Source organism: Marinospirillum insulare DSM 21763 (genome assembly GCF_000686905.1).
GTDB lineage: Bacteria > Pseudomonadota > Gammaproteobacteria > Pseudomonadales > Halomonadaceae > Marinospirillum > Marinospirillum insulare.
Genome location: NZ_JMLW01000012.1, coordinates 40,337 through 53,597 on the forward strand (window position 1 = coordinate 40,337; position 13,261 = coordinate 53,597).

A 13,261-nucleotide genomic window follows, 5' to 3' on the forward strand; every position below is an offset into this window, starting at 1 on the left:
TCTTCTAGTTAATAAATTGCTTGAGTGTTTCGGCTTGGCTAGTAATTGAATTTAAGCCATCTAAATGGCCCCAATCACCTTCAATTTCTGCATAACGGCTAGTTTTACCTAAGCTCAGCAACTCTTGGTGAATAAGTTGTGACATGGCTGGCCTAAGTAGCAGGTCGTTAGTGGCGGGTAAAAACAAACACTCTGCCTTAATTTTCTGCAAACCTTCATTTAGCGTTTTACCCTGCCCGGCAATAAAAAGTTGATTAGCGCGAATCAAATATAAAAGATGATTTGCATCGGCGTACTTAGCTTGTGCAAGGCTTTGGGCTTTAAAGTAGTCAACCATGCGAAAACCTTGGCGAATGTCTTTTAAAGGTGCTGCTTCTAAGGGGTAATGCTTGTTGAAGGTACGGTTAATAATGCTTGGCGACATAGCAGCTAGGCTAATTTGCATTAGGGTTTGTTGTACTCCAGCGGTGGGTGCTTCTGAGTTGTAATAATTGCCTTCACGCCATAAAGGGTCATTTAAAATGGGTTCTGCCCATTGCTGCAAACCTAAGCAGCTCCAGGCATCGGCTTCGCCCATACCTATCACTGAAACCATGCGTTTAACGGCTTCTGGGTAGGCAATCGCCCACTCTAAAGCTTGTAGCGAACCCATTGAAGGACCAATTACCGCATGTAATTCTTCTATACCGAGTGAAAGTAATAAAGACCGCTGTACTTCTACAAAATCACGAATCGTCACTACAGGGAAATCTAATCCCCAAGGCCTGTCTGTATCTGGGTTGATAGTGGCAGGACCAGTGGTTATTACCTGAGGATTAAAAGGCTCTTGGTTAACTAGGGTGTCGCTACTGATAATAAAGTATTTATCGGTATCTAAAGGCTTGCCTGGGCCAATAATGCTATCCCAATAGCCTGCTAGTAGATCATCTTCTTGATAGCGCCCTGCCGCATGGCTAGAGCCTGAAAAGTAATGGGTGACCAGAATAGCGTTATCACGTTTAGCGTTCAGCTTGCCCCAGCTTTCCCAGCCTATATTTACTTCGGGTATAAGCTGCCCATTAAAAGTGGTAAACCCCTGCATTTTATAGTGTTTTTTTTCAACCAACATTAAAAGCTATCCTTGTGGTAAGTCCTTTGCCCTAGTTATCAAACAGGTCTAAGATGTGCAGTATAAACCTTGTGAGGAGAATAAAGTGACAGATGGCGTAAAGCATATTATTGCCGTTGCATCAGGTAAAGGCGGCGTAGGTAAATCGACTGTAACAGCTAATTTAGCCATGGCAATGGCTGCTAAGGGTAAACGTGTAGGTGTATTAGATGCGGATATCTATGGCCCTAGCCAAGCAGCTATGTTTGCTGTTCCAGAAAACACCAAGCCTAACTCTGAAGATGGCAAAAGTTTTGATCCTATTAATGCCCATGGCCTACAGCTAATGTCGATGGCTTTTTTAGTGGAGTCCAAAACCCCAATGATTTGGCGTGGCCCTATGGCTGCGGGTGCTTTTCAGCAATTACTTGATCAAACTCGCTGGCAAAATTTGGACTATCTATTTATTGATATGCCACCAGGCACGGGTGATATTCAGCTAACCATGGCGCAAAAGGTAAAAGTAACCGGTGCGGTAATAGTAACTACCCCACAAGATATAGCGCTTTTAGATGCCAAGCGCGGAATCGAAATGTTCCGTCAAGTAAAAGTACCCGTGTTAGGTGTGGTTGAAAATATGAGCCTACACACCTGCTCTGAATGCGGGCATAGTGAGCCAATTTTTGGTGAAGGTGGCGGTGAAAGAATTGCTGAAGAATACCAAACTGAGCTACTTGGCCAGTTGCCCCTAGCTTTGAATATTCGTAAACAAATGGATTTAGGCCAGCCTTTGGCCATTAGCGAACCTGAGAGTAAAGCTGCGGCTATTTTTGCAGAGATAGCTGAAAAGGTTGATGGTGAAATACAGGCAATGGCCGATGCTGAAGGCCCTGAAATCAGCATGGGCGACTAAAAACCCCTTTAGAAGCTAGCTAAATAGCTAGCTTCTACTTAAATCACTTGCTTTTCCACACGCCTAAAATACCCACTAGCACCGCTATCCCACCAGTCACATAGTATTGCCATACCTTTTCAGGTGCTTCACCGGTGATTTGTTTAATTAGTTCTACATCCACTCGCTCTTGTAAATCATAACCCCAATACAAAAGCAAAATACCTATAACGATCAGCAATAAACTCGTTGCGCGTCTCATAGTGAGTTATCCTTTTTTAGGTGTGATGAACTGATAAGCTCAGCTAAAGGTGCAGAAAAACGTTCTGCTTCTTCTTTTTGTAGGTCTGCAAGAATGCCTTGTACAGCTTGCAAAGAGTTAAGTGAGGCTGGCCAATCGGCTACTGGTGGTAAGCGCCAAGGCAAGGATTGCAGCCAATCAGCAAAGCTTATTTGGCTATAATCACGGGCGGGCAACCACACTTCTTGTTCAGCATTATAAACAACCCACTTATTGTCTTGCATCCATTCTATATGCGTTTGCCAGGCTTCAGCATTGTGGCTAGCAGCCATTGTTCTTAGCCGGTTTTCACTAACACCTTCACCCTTAGCAAAGGCTTGCCAAAGCTCTTTTAATACCAGCAGCATTTGTAAGCTAGGTTCTAACTTATCGGTTGAATAATTTTCTTCTGGTAGACCTCTAATGGCAACCCATTCTGCACAGAGTAAAATCATCATCCAAGATAAATAAACCCACATTAAAAATAATGGGAAAGCCGCAAAAGCACCATAAATAAACTCATAGCTAGGGAAGCTACTCACAAACCAGGTAAATAATTTTTTGGCCGTTTCAAATAAAAGTGCCATAGCCAGGCCGCCTATGGCAGCATCAAGAAACCTCACTTTACAATTAGGCATGGCCCAATAAAGCAGGGTAAAAGCTAACACACTGAACAGTAAGGGTAAGAATTTCCAAAGGCTGGCTACACCGCCTCCTGTATAGCCGTTGAGCTTATCTAAAAGCGGCAAGCTGGTTAAATAAGAACTTAACATCACCCCTACACCTAGCAGCATGGGACCTAGGCTAAGCACAGACCAGTAAATTAAAAAAGCCTGTAAACCACGGCGCGGCTTTTCAACCCGCCAAATACGGTTAAAGGCTTTCTCAATGCTGACAATCATCATGCCGGCAGTAGCCACTAAAACCGCCGCACCAACCAAAGTCATTTGCCTGGCTTGTTTAGTAAAGCCTTGCATATAATCTTGTATAACCTCACCCGTTGCGGGTACTAGGTTATTAAACAACATGGCTTGCAGCTCATCACCTACACCCTGAAAAATTGGCAGCGCAGCTAACATGGAATAAACCACCATGAGCATAGGAACAACTGCAAAAAGCGAAGTATAGGTTAAGGCAGCTGCATTACGCGGGCCGTCATCTTTTAAAAAGCGCTGAAACACTCGCCAAGCGTAGTTAATGGCTTTTATATTTAAAGCTTGGGTCAGTAAAGATTGGAGTCTTTGCATGTAAAGGTTTAATCCGTATCACAGACTGTTAGAATAGCGTCATTCTAACACCGATAATCGAATTTATAAGGGACACCTTATGTCATTAGTCTTATTTCATAACCCACGCTGCTCAAAATCTCGTCAAGCTTTACAGCTTCTTGAAGAAAAAGGTGTGCAGCCAGAAATTCGCAAATACCTTGAAGCACCGTTAACCATTGACGAACTCACCGACCTACTAGCTCAGCTAGGAAAAAAACCAGCTGAGCTTATTCGTCAAGGCGAAGACCTTTATAAGGAATTGAAGCTAGGTGCTGCAGAAGTAACTGAAGAAGCATTAATTCAAGCCATGGTTGATCACCCTAAGCTTATAGAGCGCCCCATTTTAAGTAATGGTAAAGAAGCGCGTATTGGCCGCCCACCCGAGCAAGTGCTTGAACTAATTTAAGAAGGAAAAGGTATGTCACACCCTTATGTTTTGGTGCTTTATTACTCTCGCAACGGCAGTACCGCTAACATGGCGCGTGCCCTAGCCGAAGGTGTTGAACAGGTTAGTGGTATAGAAGCACGATTACGCACTGTACCGGCTGTATCTAGCGTTAGCGAAGCAACTGAGCCTGCGGTACCCGAAGAAGGTGCTATTTATTGTACAGAAGAAGACCTACGCAATTGCTCAGGTTTACTCTTAGGTAGCCCTACTCGATTTGGTAATATGGCTGCGCCCATGAAGTATTTTATCGATTCAACCAGTGGTTTGTGGTTATCTGGCGCTTTAATTGATAAACCTGCCGGCACTTTTACCTCAACTTCTAGTTTACATGGTGGACAAGAAACCACTTTGTTCACCATGGCAATTCCTTTAATTCATCACGGTATGCTTTGGGCGGGTATTCCTTATTCTAACCCTGAGCTTACTAGCACGACCGATGGTGGAACCCCTTACGGCGCTAGCCACCTTGCTGGGGTTAAAGGCAATAGCGAGCTGAGCGCCACTGAAATAAAACTTTGCCATGCGCAAGGTAAGCGACTAGCAGGTTTAGCCTTAAAGCTGCAGAGTGCATAAAACTAACGATTAGGAAGCATAATTACCCGTGAAACCTGCTACCCCCCTACCCCGCAAAGAACTCAATTTGAAGCTGGCGATTAGTCGCTGGCTTACTTTATTAAGCTACTTTGGCTTATTAGCCATTCTTTTAGCTGGGCTGATTATTTTCCCTCTGCCTGAGGAAAGCCGTTTATGGGTTATTTTAACGGTACTTTGGTTGCCACTTTTAGCTTTTTTGCCAGCTGTCATCACGCGTAATCCACGTGGGCATGCTTGGCTGTGTTTTGTTAGCTTGGTCTATTTTATGCAAGGCACAACAACTTTTATTGTGCCAGGTAAGGCAGGCATAGGCGCTTTGCAGGCGCTTTTAGCGATAACGCTGTTTACGGCAGCTATGATGTATGGCCGTTGGCGAGGAATGGAGCTGCGCGGCGCAATCATCGACGACACAGCTCAAAACTAATCAATCTATATAACTAGCAAACCTAAACGGTGTACCTCTTGCGCGACTTCTTCAGATTTAAGTTCGCGCATTTGGCTGATCACTTTTTCCAGTAATAGCTCTGGTTCGTTAGGTTCTGGTAGTTCTGCTACACCTACGCTGGTATGAATACGTAGTTCTGGATATTCTGAATACTTAACCTTGGTTAAAGCACGATTGACTTTCTCAGCCAAGTTTAAGCCATCATTTTGACCTTTGCGGGGCAATAAAATACATAATTTACGCCCACTAAAACGTGCACAAATATCTTCTCGAGTAGCTGCATGGCGTAATAAATTACCCATATTGCGAAGCACTCTGTCACCTACACCCTGCCCAAACTGAGTGTTAATCTCGTGCAGGTTTTTCATATCGATCACAACAAGCGTTAAGCGCAAACCATCTGGCCCAACTTCTTTTACTAAATCACGGAAAATTTGCAAGAAAGTATCACGCTGATAAAGCTGTGTGGTTTTATCTTGGCGTGACTCTGTTTGCGCATCGGCTAGCAGGTTGTGTACTTCATCGGTAACAGCTACTCGCTCGGCTATGTCTCTACCATTAGCTAGCACAAACTCACGACCACCAATTTCAATTAACTGTAGACGAAATTCAAAGTCGTGATCATTGCCAAGGCTACGGCGTACTGGGGTTACAAGAACCGTGCCTTCACCTACATCAAGAATACGTAGGTTCTCAAGTATGCCTTCTAATTCAGCAGCCGACATTTCTGGCATAAACTCGATGGGCAGTTTATCCATTAAGTTTGCAGCCGTGTAACCTAACCAGTTAGCACCATGCTCATTGACAAACATTAGAGTTAAATCACCAGGGTCTAGTATTAAAACCAGATCAAGTGATTGCTGAAGAATGTGTGTTACTTCCTGCTCAGAGATTCTAGCCAAGACTTTTTCCTTCCGATGCTAACAGCTACAGTTTGCTTAAATACCAACCTTAGAATACCTATAGATTAACCCTAAGCAACCCACAAGTGAAAGATTAAATCACAACTATATGTAACAACAAGCAAATCCTACCAATTTAGTGCCTGACGAACAAAGGGAATCGTTAATTTACGTTGCTCTTTTAAACTCGCTTCGTCTAGCAAATCTAGTAAAGCGAATAAACCGCTAAGTTTTCTAGGGCTACGATGAATTAAATAACGAATTACTTCGTCTGGTACATCCATGCCTCTTTGCCTTGCTCTTAACTTGAAGGCTAACAGCTTCTCATCATCTTGTAAGGCTTGTAGGTGATAGGTTAGCCCCCAAGAAAGCCGGGACAACAAATCAGGCAAAACAATACCTAGGTGTGCTGGACCACTGGATGCTGAAAAAACCAGCAACCCCTGCTGCTCACGAATACGGTTAAATAAGTGAAAAAGACCTTCTTCCCAAGCTGGCTGGCTAGCGATCTGCTGTAAGTTATCAATACAAACCACCTGGCTAGTCACACTGCTTAATACTTCGGGCTGTGTTTCTTTGCCTAAATCTAGGTAACAGTGAGTTTTTGAAAGCTGCTGGGCTTGTTGGCACACTGCTTTCAAGAGGTGCGTTTTACCTGAGTCTTCTGCACCCCAGAGGTACACAAACTGAAAAGCCTCTTTTTCTTGAGTAAACATTTGCTGCAGCTGGGTTAACACAGCTAAATTTTGACCCGCTAAAAAATTATCAAAATGCAGGTCATCTTGTAGGTTTACGCCAAGGGATAGTTGCATTGGCTGAAAAGTCATAAATTAAGGTACTTTTTAGTTAGCTTGCCAACGGAAATAAGCATCAGCCTGTTCAGTCTTAACCTTGTCTGGCTGATCTGTAGTAACTTGCTGAGCGTAATTACTGCTTTGCTGCAGACCAAAAAAAGACTCTTCATTTAAGCGTCCATCTAAGGCTAAGTTGGCTTTTAGTTGATCTAAACCACCGCGCAAACCTAGTTCAAATAAAATACGTTGATCAGCAGATTGAACCACACGTACTTGGCTCGTTAAAGCGAGTCCATTTAGATAGGCCGTTATAGCTGCATAGTCTTGCAAGTGTTTTATATTGCTAATCATGACTTGGTAAGTACCCGCACCTTGACCTGCTTGGCTAGCGTAGCGCTTAGACAACTCTTCAGCAGAAAACTCTACACCTTCTTGCAAAGCTTCTCTTAAGGTTCTTACCTGGGCGTTATGCCAAACACTGCCCATACCAGTGAATAAACGCCACTCTACTCGCCAATTACTACCTGAGGCTTTAATTTTACCCACGGCAATTGCATCGGGTTTATAAGGAGCTGAAGCAGTAATTATCTGCTGACTAAAACCACCCCAAATATCTGAGAATAATGTGTCTGTCGCAGAGTGAAGGTTAAAATCGGGTAGCTGGTAAGGAATACCCCGCTCCTCACTAAGGCTAGTTAACACATTCGAAAGAGGTGCATTAGAATTTGGTGTGATTAGAGTACGGCCTTTTCTGCTTTCTAAGGCTACCCAAAATAAAACCTTTGGGCGATTTGCATCCCACACCTGGGTATTTAAGCGATGCAATAAGCTTTTCACCCCTGCTTCATCAAAAGTTAGCTCCAAAAGCTGTCCTTTTACCACTTCACCATTACTTAGAGTGACTGATTCGTTGCTTGCTGTATAACTAAATTGATTAATGAGGTGTTGAGCTGAGGTCAACTCTTTCCAAAGCTCATAGCCGGGGTACTCACTATAGAGTTCAAGAAACTCAGCTTCATTTTCTTGATCTAACAAACGGGTACTAAAATCTTCTGGAGGCATTTTTTCTAGCACAGCGATTGTGCCAGAAACTTTAACTAAAAGTTTTTTTAATAGCTCGTTAGCAACCAGCGCACGTTGCTCACCTGAAGTATCTTTAACTAAGCTACTTAGAGTATAGAGGTCAGTTAGTCTTTCAGCATAAACGGGCAAACTTAGTAGCAAGCATGCCAGCAGTGTTATGGCTAGTTTTTGTGCGATTTTTTTCAATTTCACCTATTCCATCCCTTTGCAATAAGTCGGAATAATCCATCCAAGTATAAATAAATTCAAATTGAGCAGCTCTAGTGCATGGAGACTCGCTCGTTGGAGTGCTAGAATACGCAACTTTATGCTTCTTGCCCAATATTACCGTTCCAATTTTTCCAACGCAGGACACCCAATGAGCCGTAGCAAAACCCCTATTACTTATAAAGATGCTGGCGTAGACATAGACGCAGGCAATGCCCTAGTTGAACGTATTAAAGGTGTTGCCAAGCGCACCAGCCGTCCAGAAGTTATGGGTGGCCTTGGTGGGTTTGGCGCACTTTGCCAAATTCCAGCGGGTTACCGTGAGCCAGTTTTGGTTTCTGGTACCGACGGTGTTGGCACTAAATTACGCCTAGCTATTGATATTAACAAGCATGACACTATCGGTATCGACTTGGTAGCCATGTGCGTTAATGACTTACTGGTATGTGGTGCAGAGCCATTATTCTTTTTAGACTACTATGCTACAGGCAAATTAAATGTAGATGTAGCATCAGACGTTGTTACTGGCATAGGTACAGGCTGTGAGCAAGCAGGTTGTGCACTGGTGGGTGGTGAAACCGCTGAAATGCCTGGCATGTATGAAGGTGATGACTATGACTTGGCAGGCTTTTGTGTTGGCATTGTAGAAAAGTCAGAAATAGTCGATGGCACCAAGGTAAAAGCAGGTGACCGCCTCTTAGGTTTAACATCGTCTGGCCCCCATTCTAACGGCTATTCTTTAATTCGTAAGCTGATTGAAGTTTCTGGTGAGCCTTTAGATACACTCTTAGAAGATGGTCAAAAGCTTGGCGATGCTTTAATGGCACCCACACGCATTTACGTTAAATCTTTACTGCCTTTAGTTCGTGGCGATGAAGGCATTCACGCTTTGTCGCACATTACTGGTGGCGGTTGGTATGAAAACATTCCCCGCGTGTTACCCGACAACTGCAAGGCAGAGCTAGATTTAACCAACTACCAGCGCCCAGCCGTATTTGATTGGCTACAAGAAGCAGGCCAAGTCGCAGAAATGGAAATGTACCGTACACTTAACTGTGGCATTGGTATGGTTTTAGCGGTGGATGCTGCTCGCGTTACCGAGCTAACTAAAAAACTTGAAGCAGCCGGTGAAACTGTTTTTGAACTAGGTGAAATTACCCAGCGCCAAGCAGGTGAAGATGCGGTGGTGGTTAAAGGGCTTCAAGCATGATGCAGGTGAGTGAAATGCCGGATGCACGCCGAGTGGTTGTTCTAATATCGGGCAATGGCAGTAACTTACAAGCCTTAATCGACACTGCTCAATCCAAGGAAGGGTTGAACGGTGAGATAGTTGCCGTTATTAGCGATAAAGCCGATGCCTTTGGCTTAGAGCGTGCACGTCAGGTTAGCATTCCAGCCTTAACGCTATCAGCAAAAGACTTCCCTAGCCGTGAGGCTTATGACCTACAACTAGCGCGGCTCGTGGAAGAACAACAGCCAGACTTAATAGTACTAGCGGGCTTTATGCGCATTTTATCGCCTGCTTTTGTAATTAAATTTCATGGCAAGCTATTAAACATCCACCCTTCTTTACTTCCTAAATACAAAGGCTTGCACACTCATCGCCGGGTACTGGAAGCAGGTGATGAGGAACACGGCCTAAGCATTCACTTTGTAACTGAAGAGCTAGATGGCGGCCCTATCATCTTGCAGGCAAAAATCCCCGTCACTTCTGATGATGACGAAGCGACCCTAGCCAATAAGGTGCAGGCTCAAGAGCATACCCTCTACCCCATTGCAGTACGCTGGTTTTTACAAGGTCGTTTGCAGCTAATGGGTAATTACCCAACCCTGGATGGAACACCCCTACCTAAACAAGGTGTAATGTACCAGTAAAAGCCTTATTGCCAGTGAATTAACTGGACAAAACCCTGTTTTAATGGCAGTATTTTGCGCCGACCGATAAGGTCGGTTTTTATTTTAATCGATAAAATTTTTGATACTGAAGCCCACTGAAAATGGGAAACGAACCAAGTGTCCTCTCGTACGGGACACCACTGCTCAGGATAAAAAATGCCTTTAATTACCCTCCCCGATGGCAGTCAACGTAGTTTTGACCAAGCTGTTAGCGTATTTCAAGTTGCCGAATCGATAGGCGCAGGTTTAGCCAAGGCAGCTCTTGCAGGCAAGGTGAATGGTCAGCTAGTTGATACTAGCTACCTTATAAGCGAAGACTCCACCCTTGCTATCGTCACCGCTAAAGATGACGATGGTGTTGAAGTGTTACGCCATTCTTGTGCCCACCTCATGGCGCAGGCTGTTAAACAACTTTGGCCCCAGTCTCAAGTCACCATCGGCCCAACCATTGAAGACGGTTTTTACTACGACTTCGATATAGAAGGCACCTTTGCGCCAGAAGATTTAGAAGCCATTGAAAAACGCATGGGCGAGCTAGTTAAACAGGATATACCTGTAGAACGCTTAACCATGTCGCGAGATGAAGCAATTACCTTCTTTGAGCAGCAGGGTGAGATTTATAAAGCTCAAATCATTCGTGACATTCCTGTACATGAAGAACTATCCCTTTATCGCCAAGGTGATTTTACCGACCTATGTCGTGGTCCCCATGTACCTAGCACTGGAAAGATCAAAGCCTTCAAACTAATGCGTGTTTCGGGTGCTTATTGGCGTGGCGACTCGAACAACAAAATGCTGCAGCGTATTTATGGTACCTGCTGGGCAGATAAAAAAGACCTAAAAGCTTACCTGCACCGCTTGGAAGAAGCTGAAAAACGCGATCACCGTAAGCTAGCCAAGCGTATGGATTTATTTCATATTCAAGATGAGGCGCCTGGCATGGTGTTTTGGCACCCCAACGGCTGGACTCTCTACCAAATTCTTGAAGCCTATATGCGCGACATTCAGCGTAAAAATGGCTACCAAGAAGTAAGAACACCGCAAGTGGTTGATAAAGTACTTTGGGAACGCTCCGGGCATTGGGAACACTACCATGCCAATATGTTCACCACTGTATCTGAAAACCGTGACTATGCTGTTAAACCCATGAACTGCCCCTGCCATTTGCAGATTTTTAACCAGGGTTTAAAAAGTTACCGCGATCTACCCCTGCGCATGGCTGAGTTTGGTGCTTGCCACCGCAATGAACCTTCTGGTTCCTTACATGGTCTAATGCGTGTTCGAGGCTTCACACAAGATGATGCGCACATTTTCTGTACTGAAGAGCAGATGGAAGAAGAATCCACTCGCTTTATTCAGCTGACCCTAGACGTTTATAAAGAGTTTGGTTTTAACGATGTAGAACTTAAACTGTCTACTCGCCCAGAAAGCCGTTTAGGTGATGATGCCCTTTGGGATAAAGCCGAACATGCACTTGAAGGTGCTTTAAATAAAGTCGGTAAAAAATGGGAGCTGCAAATTGGTGAAGGTGCTTTCTATGGCCCTAAAATTGAGTTCTCATTACGCGATTCTATAGGTCGTGTGTGGCAGTGTGGTACGCTACAGTTAGACTTTGTTTTACCCGGTCGCCTCAACTCTCAATATGTAGCAGAAGACGGCAACCGTAAAAACCCAGTTATGCTACACCGAGCTATTTTAGGCTCATTTGAGCGTTTTATAGGTATATTAATCGAGCATTATGCGGGTGACTTACCCACTTGGTTAGCCCCTGTTCAAGTCGCTGTGATGAATATCACAGACAAGCAGGCAGATTATGCCAAGGATTTAACAAAAAACTTGTTAAATTCAGGCTTTCGTGTAGAAACGGACTTGAGAAATGAGAAGATAGGCTTTAAAATCCGCGAGCATACCCTCGCTAAGATTCCTTATCTGCTTGTAGTTGGTAATAAGGAAGTTGAGAATGGAACCATTTCAGTACGTACTCGACACGGCGAAGACCTTGGTTCCATGGATTTAGAGACATTCAAATCCAAACTGCTCGAAAAACACTAAAAATTGATGGAGATATAGCAATCAAGCGCGCTAATCCAATTAGGCGGGATCCAAAAAAGAACCTGCCACCAATAAATGAAAACATTCAAGCTACCGAAGTACGCCTTATCGATCAAGAAGGTGAACAGGTAGGTGTTGTACAGCTAGAAGATGCACTAGAGCGTGCAGCGGCTGTAGAATTAGATTTGGTAAAAATTTCTGATGCCGACCCCATTGTTTGTAAAATAATGGACTATGGCAAATTTGTTTTTGAGCAGAAAAAAGCAAAAAATGCTCAAAAGAAAAAGCAGAAACAAATCCAAATTAAAGAGCTAAAATTCCGCCCTGGCACTGATGAAGGCGACTACCAAATTAAATTCCGTAATATGGTTCGTTTCCTTGAAGATGGTGACAAGGTGAAAATAACTCTCCGCTTCCGTGGTCGTGAAATGGCACACCAAGATATTGGTTTACGCCTTTTCCAACGGATCGAAGAAGACCTAGGTGATACCATTGTTGTTGAATCTCGCCCTCGTTTAGAAGGCAGACAAATGGTAATGATGCTAGCACCTAAGAAGAAATGATCCCTACTGCACTCTAGGTTTTAGCCTTTAAAAGTTAAAATTTGGGGTGCAGTTAGTTAGCAGTAGGGCCTGGATCATGCCCAATCCCTTGCAACGCATCCTAAGATGCACTTGTGGAGTACAAGCAATGTCTAAAGTAAAAATGAAGACCAAAAGCGGAGCGCGTAAGCGTTTCAAAGCGACTGCCAACGGCTTTAAGCACAAGCAGTCACACCGTAGCCATATCCTGACTAAGAAAAGCCCTAAGCGTAAGCGTCAACTACGTAACATGAAAGTAGTTGCAGCTGCAGACCAGCCGCTTATCAAGCGTATGCTTGCTTAATTTAGGTTTTTTTCTAATTCATTTTCAGGAGTAAAGTATGGCTCGCGTAAAGCGTGGTGTTCAGGCGCGTCGTCGTCACAAAAAGATTTTAAAATTAGCTAAAGGTTACTATGGCGCTCGTAGCCGTGTATTCCGCGTAGCTAAACAGGCAGTTATTAAAGCTGGTCAGTATGCTTACCGTGACCGTAAAGTCCGTAAGCGTCAGTTCCGTGCTCTGTGGATTGCCCGTATTAATGCAGCAGCCCGTATGAATGGCATGTCTTACAGCCGTTTCATTTCAGGTTTGAAGAAAGCGGACATCGCCATTGACCGTAAAGTACTGGCTGATATAGCAGTACACGATATGGCAACTTTTGCTGCTATCGTTGAAAAATCCCAAGCCTCTTTGGCTTAGTTTTTTAACTTAAGCAAGTAGAAAGTAATCAGGG

Annotated in this window: 16 protein-coding genes; 10 read left to right on the plus strand and 6 right to left on the minus strand. The window is 44.0% G+C overall.

Going from position 1 to position 13,261, the window contains the following annotated elements:
- Positions 1–4 precede the first annotated feature (4 nt).
- Positions 5–1,108, minus strand: coding sequence for an E22 family MetX-like putative esterase (locus tag BP27_RS15455; protein ID WP_036239590.1), 1,104 nt, complete (start codon positions 1,106–1,108; stop codon positions 5–7).
- 85 nt (positions 1,109–1,193) lie between these two features.
- Here BP27_RS15455 and apbC point away from each other — a divergent pair, with 85 nt between their 5' ends.
- The gene (apbC, locus tag BP27_RS15460; protein ID WP_051610400.1) at positions 1,194–2,000 is read left to right on the plus strand and encodes an iron-sulfur cluster carrier protein ApbC; all 807 of its coding nucleotides are present in this window, start codon (positions 1,194–1,196) and stop codon (positions 1,998–2,000) included.
- A gap of 43 nt (positions 2,001–2,043) precedes the next feature.
- On the opposite strand, the gene BP27_RS0106385 is transcribed toward apbC, so the two are convergent.
- Together BP27_RS0106385 and BP27_RS0106390 are read right to left on the minus strand one after the other, a co-directional pair.
- Positions 2,044–2,241: a DUF3185 family protein gene (locus BP27_RS0106385; RefSeq protein WP_027850845.1), complete on the minus strand. Its 198-nt coding sequence runs from the start codon at positions 2,239–2,241 to the stop codon at positions 2,044–2,046.
- Positions 2,238–3,506, minus strand: a complete 1,269-nt coding sequence (locus BP27_RS0106390) for a YihY family inner membrane protein (RefSeq protein ID WP_051610402.1) — start codon at positions 3,504–3,506, stop codon at positions 2,238–2,240. The genes BP27_RS0106385 and BP27_RS0106390 overlap by 4 nt, the downstream gene beginning before the upstream one ends.
- A 79-nt stretch (positions 3,507–3,585) precedes the next feature.
- On the opposite strand from BP27_RS0106390, the gene arsC reads away from it, so the two are divergent.
- From arsC to BP27_RS15465, 3 genes are read left to right on the plus strand one after another with little or no spacing between them, the layout of a single operon-like run.
- On the plus strand, positions 3,586–3,933 hold the full coding sequence (arsC, locus tag BP27_RS0106395) for an arsenate reductase (glutaredoxin) (protein WP_027850847.1): 348 nt from the start codon (positions 3,586–3,588) through the stop codon (positions 3,931–3,933).
- A 12-nt stretch (positions 3,934–3,945) separates the two neighbouring features.
- Positions 3,946–4,548 (plus strand): NAD(P)H:quinone oxidoreductase, encoded by a 603-nt coding sequence (wrbA, locus tag BP27_RS0106400; protein WP_027850848.1) that lies wholly within the window; start codon positions 3,946–3,948, stop codon positions 4,546–4,548.
- Positions 4,549–4,576: 28 nt separating this feature from the next.
- Complete coding sequence (locus tag BP27_RS15465) at positions 4,577–4,993, plus strand: DUF2069 domain-containing protein (RefSeq protein WP_036239592.1); 417 nt, start codon at positions 4,577–4,579, stop codon at positions 4,991–4,993.
- Between the two features lie 5 nt (positions 4,994–4,998).
- On the opposite strand, the gene BP27_RS0106410 is transcribed toward BP27_RS15465, so the two are convergent.
- The 3 genes from BP27_RS0106410 to BP27_RS0106420 all read right to left on the minus strand — a co-directional run bounded on the left by BP27_RS0106410 (position 4,999) and on the right by BP27_RS0106420 (position 7,979).
- Complete coding sequence (locus BP27_RS0106410) at positions 4,999–5,916, minus strand: GGDEF domain-containing protein (protein ID WP_027850849.1); 918 nt, start codon at positions 5,914–5,916, stop codon at positions 4,999–5,001.
- Between the two features lie 128 nt (positions 5,917–6,044).
- Positions 6,045–6,743, minus strand: coding sequence for a DnaA regulatory inactivator Hda (hda, locus tag BP27_RS0106415; RefSeq protein WP_027850850.1), 699 nt, complete (start codon positions 6,741–6,743; stop codon positions 6,045–6,047).
- A gap of 15 nt (positions 6,744–6,758) precedes the next feature.
- Positions 6,759–7,979, minus strand: a complete 1,221-nt coding sequence (locus tag BP27_RS0106420; protein WP_160169825.1) for a DUF2066 domain-containing protein — start codon at positions 7,977–7,979, stop codon at positions 6,759–6,761.
- A gap of 172 nt (positions 7,980–8,151) precedes the next feature.
- Between BP27_RS0106420 and purM the strand changes: the two genes are divergently transcribed.
- From purM to rplT, 6 genes are all read left to right on the plus strand, one after another.
- Positions 8,152–9,210 (plus strand): phosphoribosylformylglycinamidine cyclo-ligase, encoded by a 1,059-nt coding sequence (gene purM / locus BP27_RS0106425; RefSeq protein ID WP_027850852.1) that lies wholly within the window; start codon positions 8,152–8,154, stop codon positions 9,208–9,210.
- Positions 9,207–9,875: a phosphoribosylglycinamide formyltransferase gene (gene purN / locus BP27_RS0106430; RefSeq protein ID WP_211251290.1), complete on the plus strand. Its 669-nt coding sequence runs from the start codon at positions 9,207–9,209 to the stop codon at positions 9,873–9,875. The genes purM and purN overlap by 4 nt, the downstream gene beginning before the upstream one ends.
- A gap of 177 nt (positions 9,876–10,052) precedes the next feature.
- A complete protein-coding gene (gene thrS / locus BP27_RS0106435) occupies positions 10,053–11,948 on the plus strand; it encodes a threonine--tRNA ligase (protein ID WP_027850854.1) in 1,896 nt (631 codons plus the stop codon).
- Positions 11,949–12,019: 71 nt separating this feature from the next.
- On the plus strand, positions 12,020–12,511 hold the full coding sequence (infC, locus tag BP27_RS0106440; protein ID WP_027850855.1) for a translation initiation factor IF-3: 492 nt from the start codon (positions 12,020–12,022) through the stop codon (positions 12,509–12,511).
- A 127-nt stretch (positions 12,512–12,638) separates the two neighbouring features.
- Positions 12,639–12,833 (plus strand): 50S ribosomal protein L35, encoded by a 195-nt coding sequence (gene rpmI / locus BP27_RS0106445; protein WP_036239595.1) that lies wholly within the window; start codon positions 12,639–12,641, stop codon positions 12,831–12,833.
- Positions 12,834–12,870: 37 nt separating this feature from the next.
- The gene (rplT, locus tag BP27_RS0106450) at positions 12,871–13,227 is read left to right on the plus strand and encodes a 50S ribosomal protein L20 (RefSeq protein WP_027850857.1); all 357 of its coding nucleotides are present in this window, start codon (positions 12,871–12,873) and stop codon (positions 13,225–13,227) included.
- The last annotated feature ends 34 nt before the right edge of the window (positions 13,228–13,261 follow it).

What these genes read in the sequence shown, in the direction of transcription:
- BP27_RS15455 (WP_036239590.1), bottom strand. Translation starts at nt 1,108, where the DNA reads ATGTTGGTTGAAAAAAAACACTATAAAATGCAGGGGTTTACCACTTTT.
- BP27_RS0106385 (WP_027850845.1), bottom strand. Translation starts at nt 2,241, where the DNA reads ATGAGACGCGCAACGAGTTTATTGCTGATCGTTATAGGTATTTTGCTT.
- BP27_RS0106390 (WP_051610402.1), bottom strand. Translation starts at nt 3,506, where the DNA reads ATGCAAAGACTCCAATCTTTACTGACCCAAGCTTTAAATATAAAAGCC.
- arsC (WP_027850847.1), top strand. Translation starts at nt 3,586, where the DNA reads ATGTCATTAGTCTTATTTCATAACCCACGCTGCTCAAAATCTCGTCAA.
- wrbA (WP_027850848.1), top strand. Translation starts at nt 3,946, where the DNA reads ATGTCACACCCTTATGTTTTGGTGCTTTATTACTCTCGCAACGGCAGT.
- hda (WP_027850850.1), bottom strand. Translation starts at nt 6,743, where the DNA reads ATGACTTTTCAGCCAATGCAACTATCCCTTGGCGTAAACCTACAAGAT.
- purM (WP_027850852.1), top strand. Translation starts at nt 8,152, where the DNA reads ATGAGCCGTAGCAAAACCCCTATTACTTATAAAGATGCTGGCGTAGAC.
- purN (WP_211251290.1), top strand. Translation starts at nt 9,207, where the DNA reads ATGATGCAGGTGAGTGAAATGCCGGATGCACGCCGAGTGGTTGTTCTA.
- thrS (WP_027850854.1), top strand. Translation starts at nt 10,053, where the DNA reads ATGCCTTTAATTACCCTCCCCGATGGCAGTCAACGTAGTTTTGACCAA.
- rpmI (WP_036239595.1), top strand. Translation starts at nt 12,639, where the DNA reads ATGTCTAAAGTAAAAATGAAGACCAAAAGCGGAGCGCGTAAGCGTTTC.
- rplT (WP_027850857.1), top strand. Translation starts at nt 12,871, where the DNA reads ATGGCTCGCGTAAAGCGTGGTGTTCAGGCGCGTCGTCGTCACAAAAAG.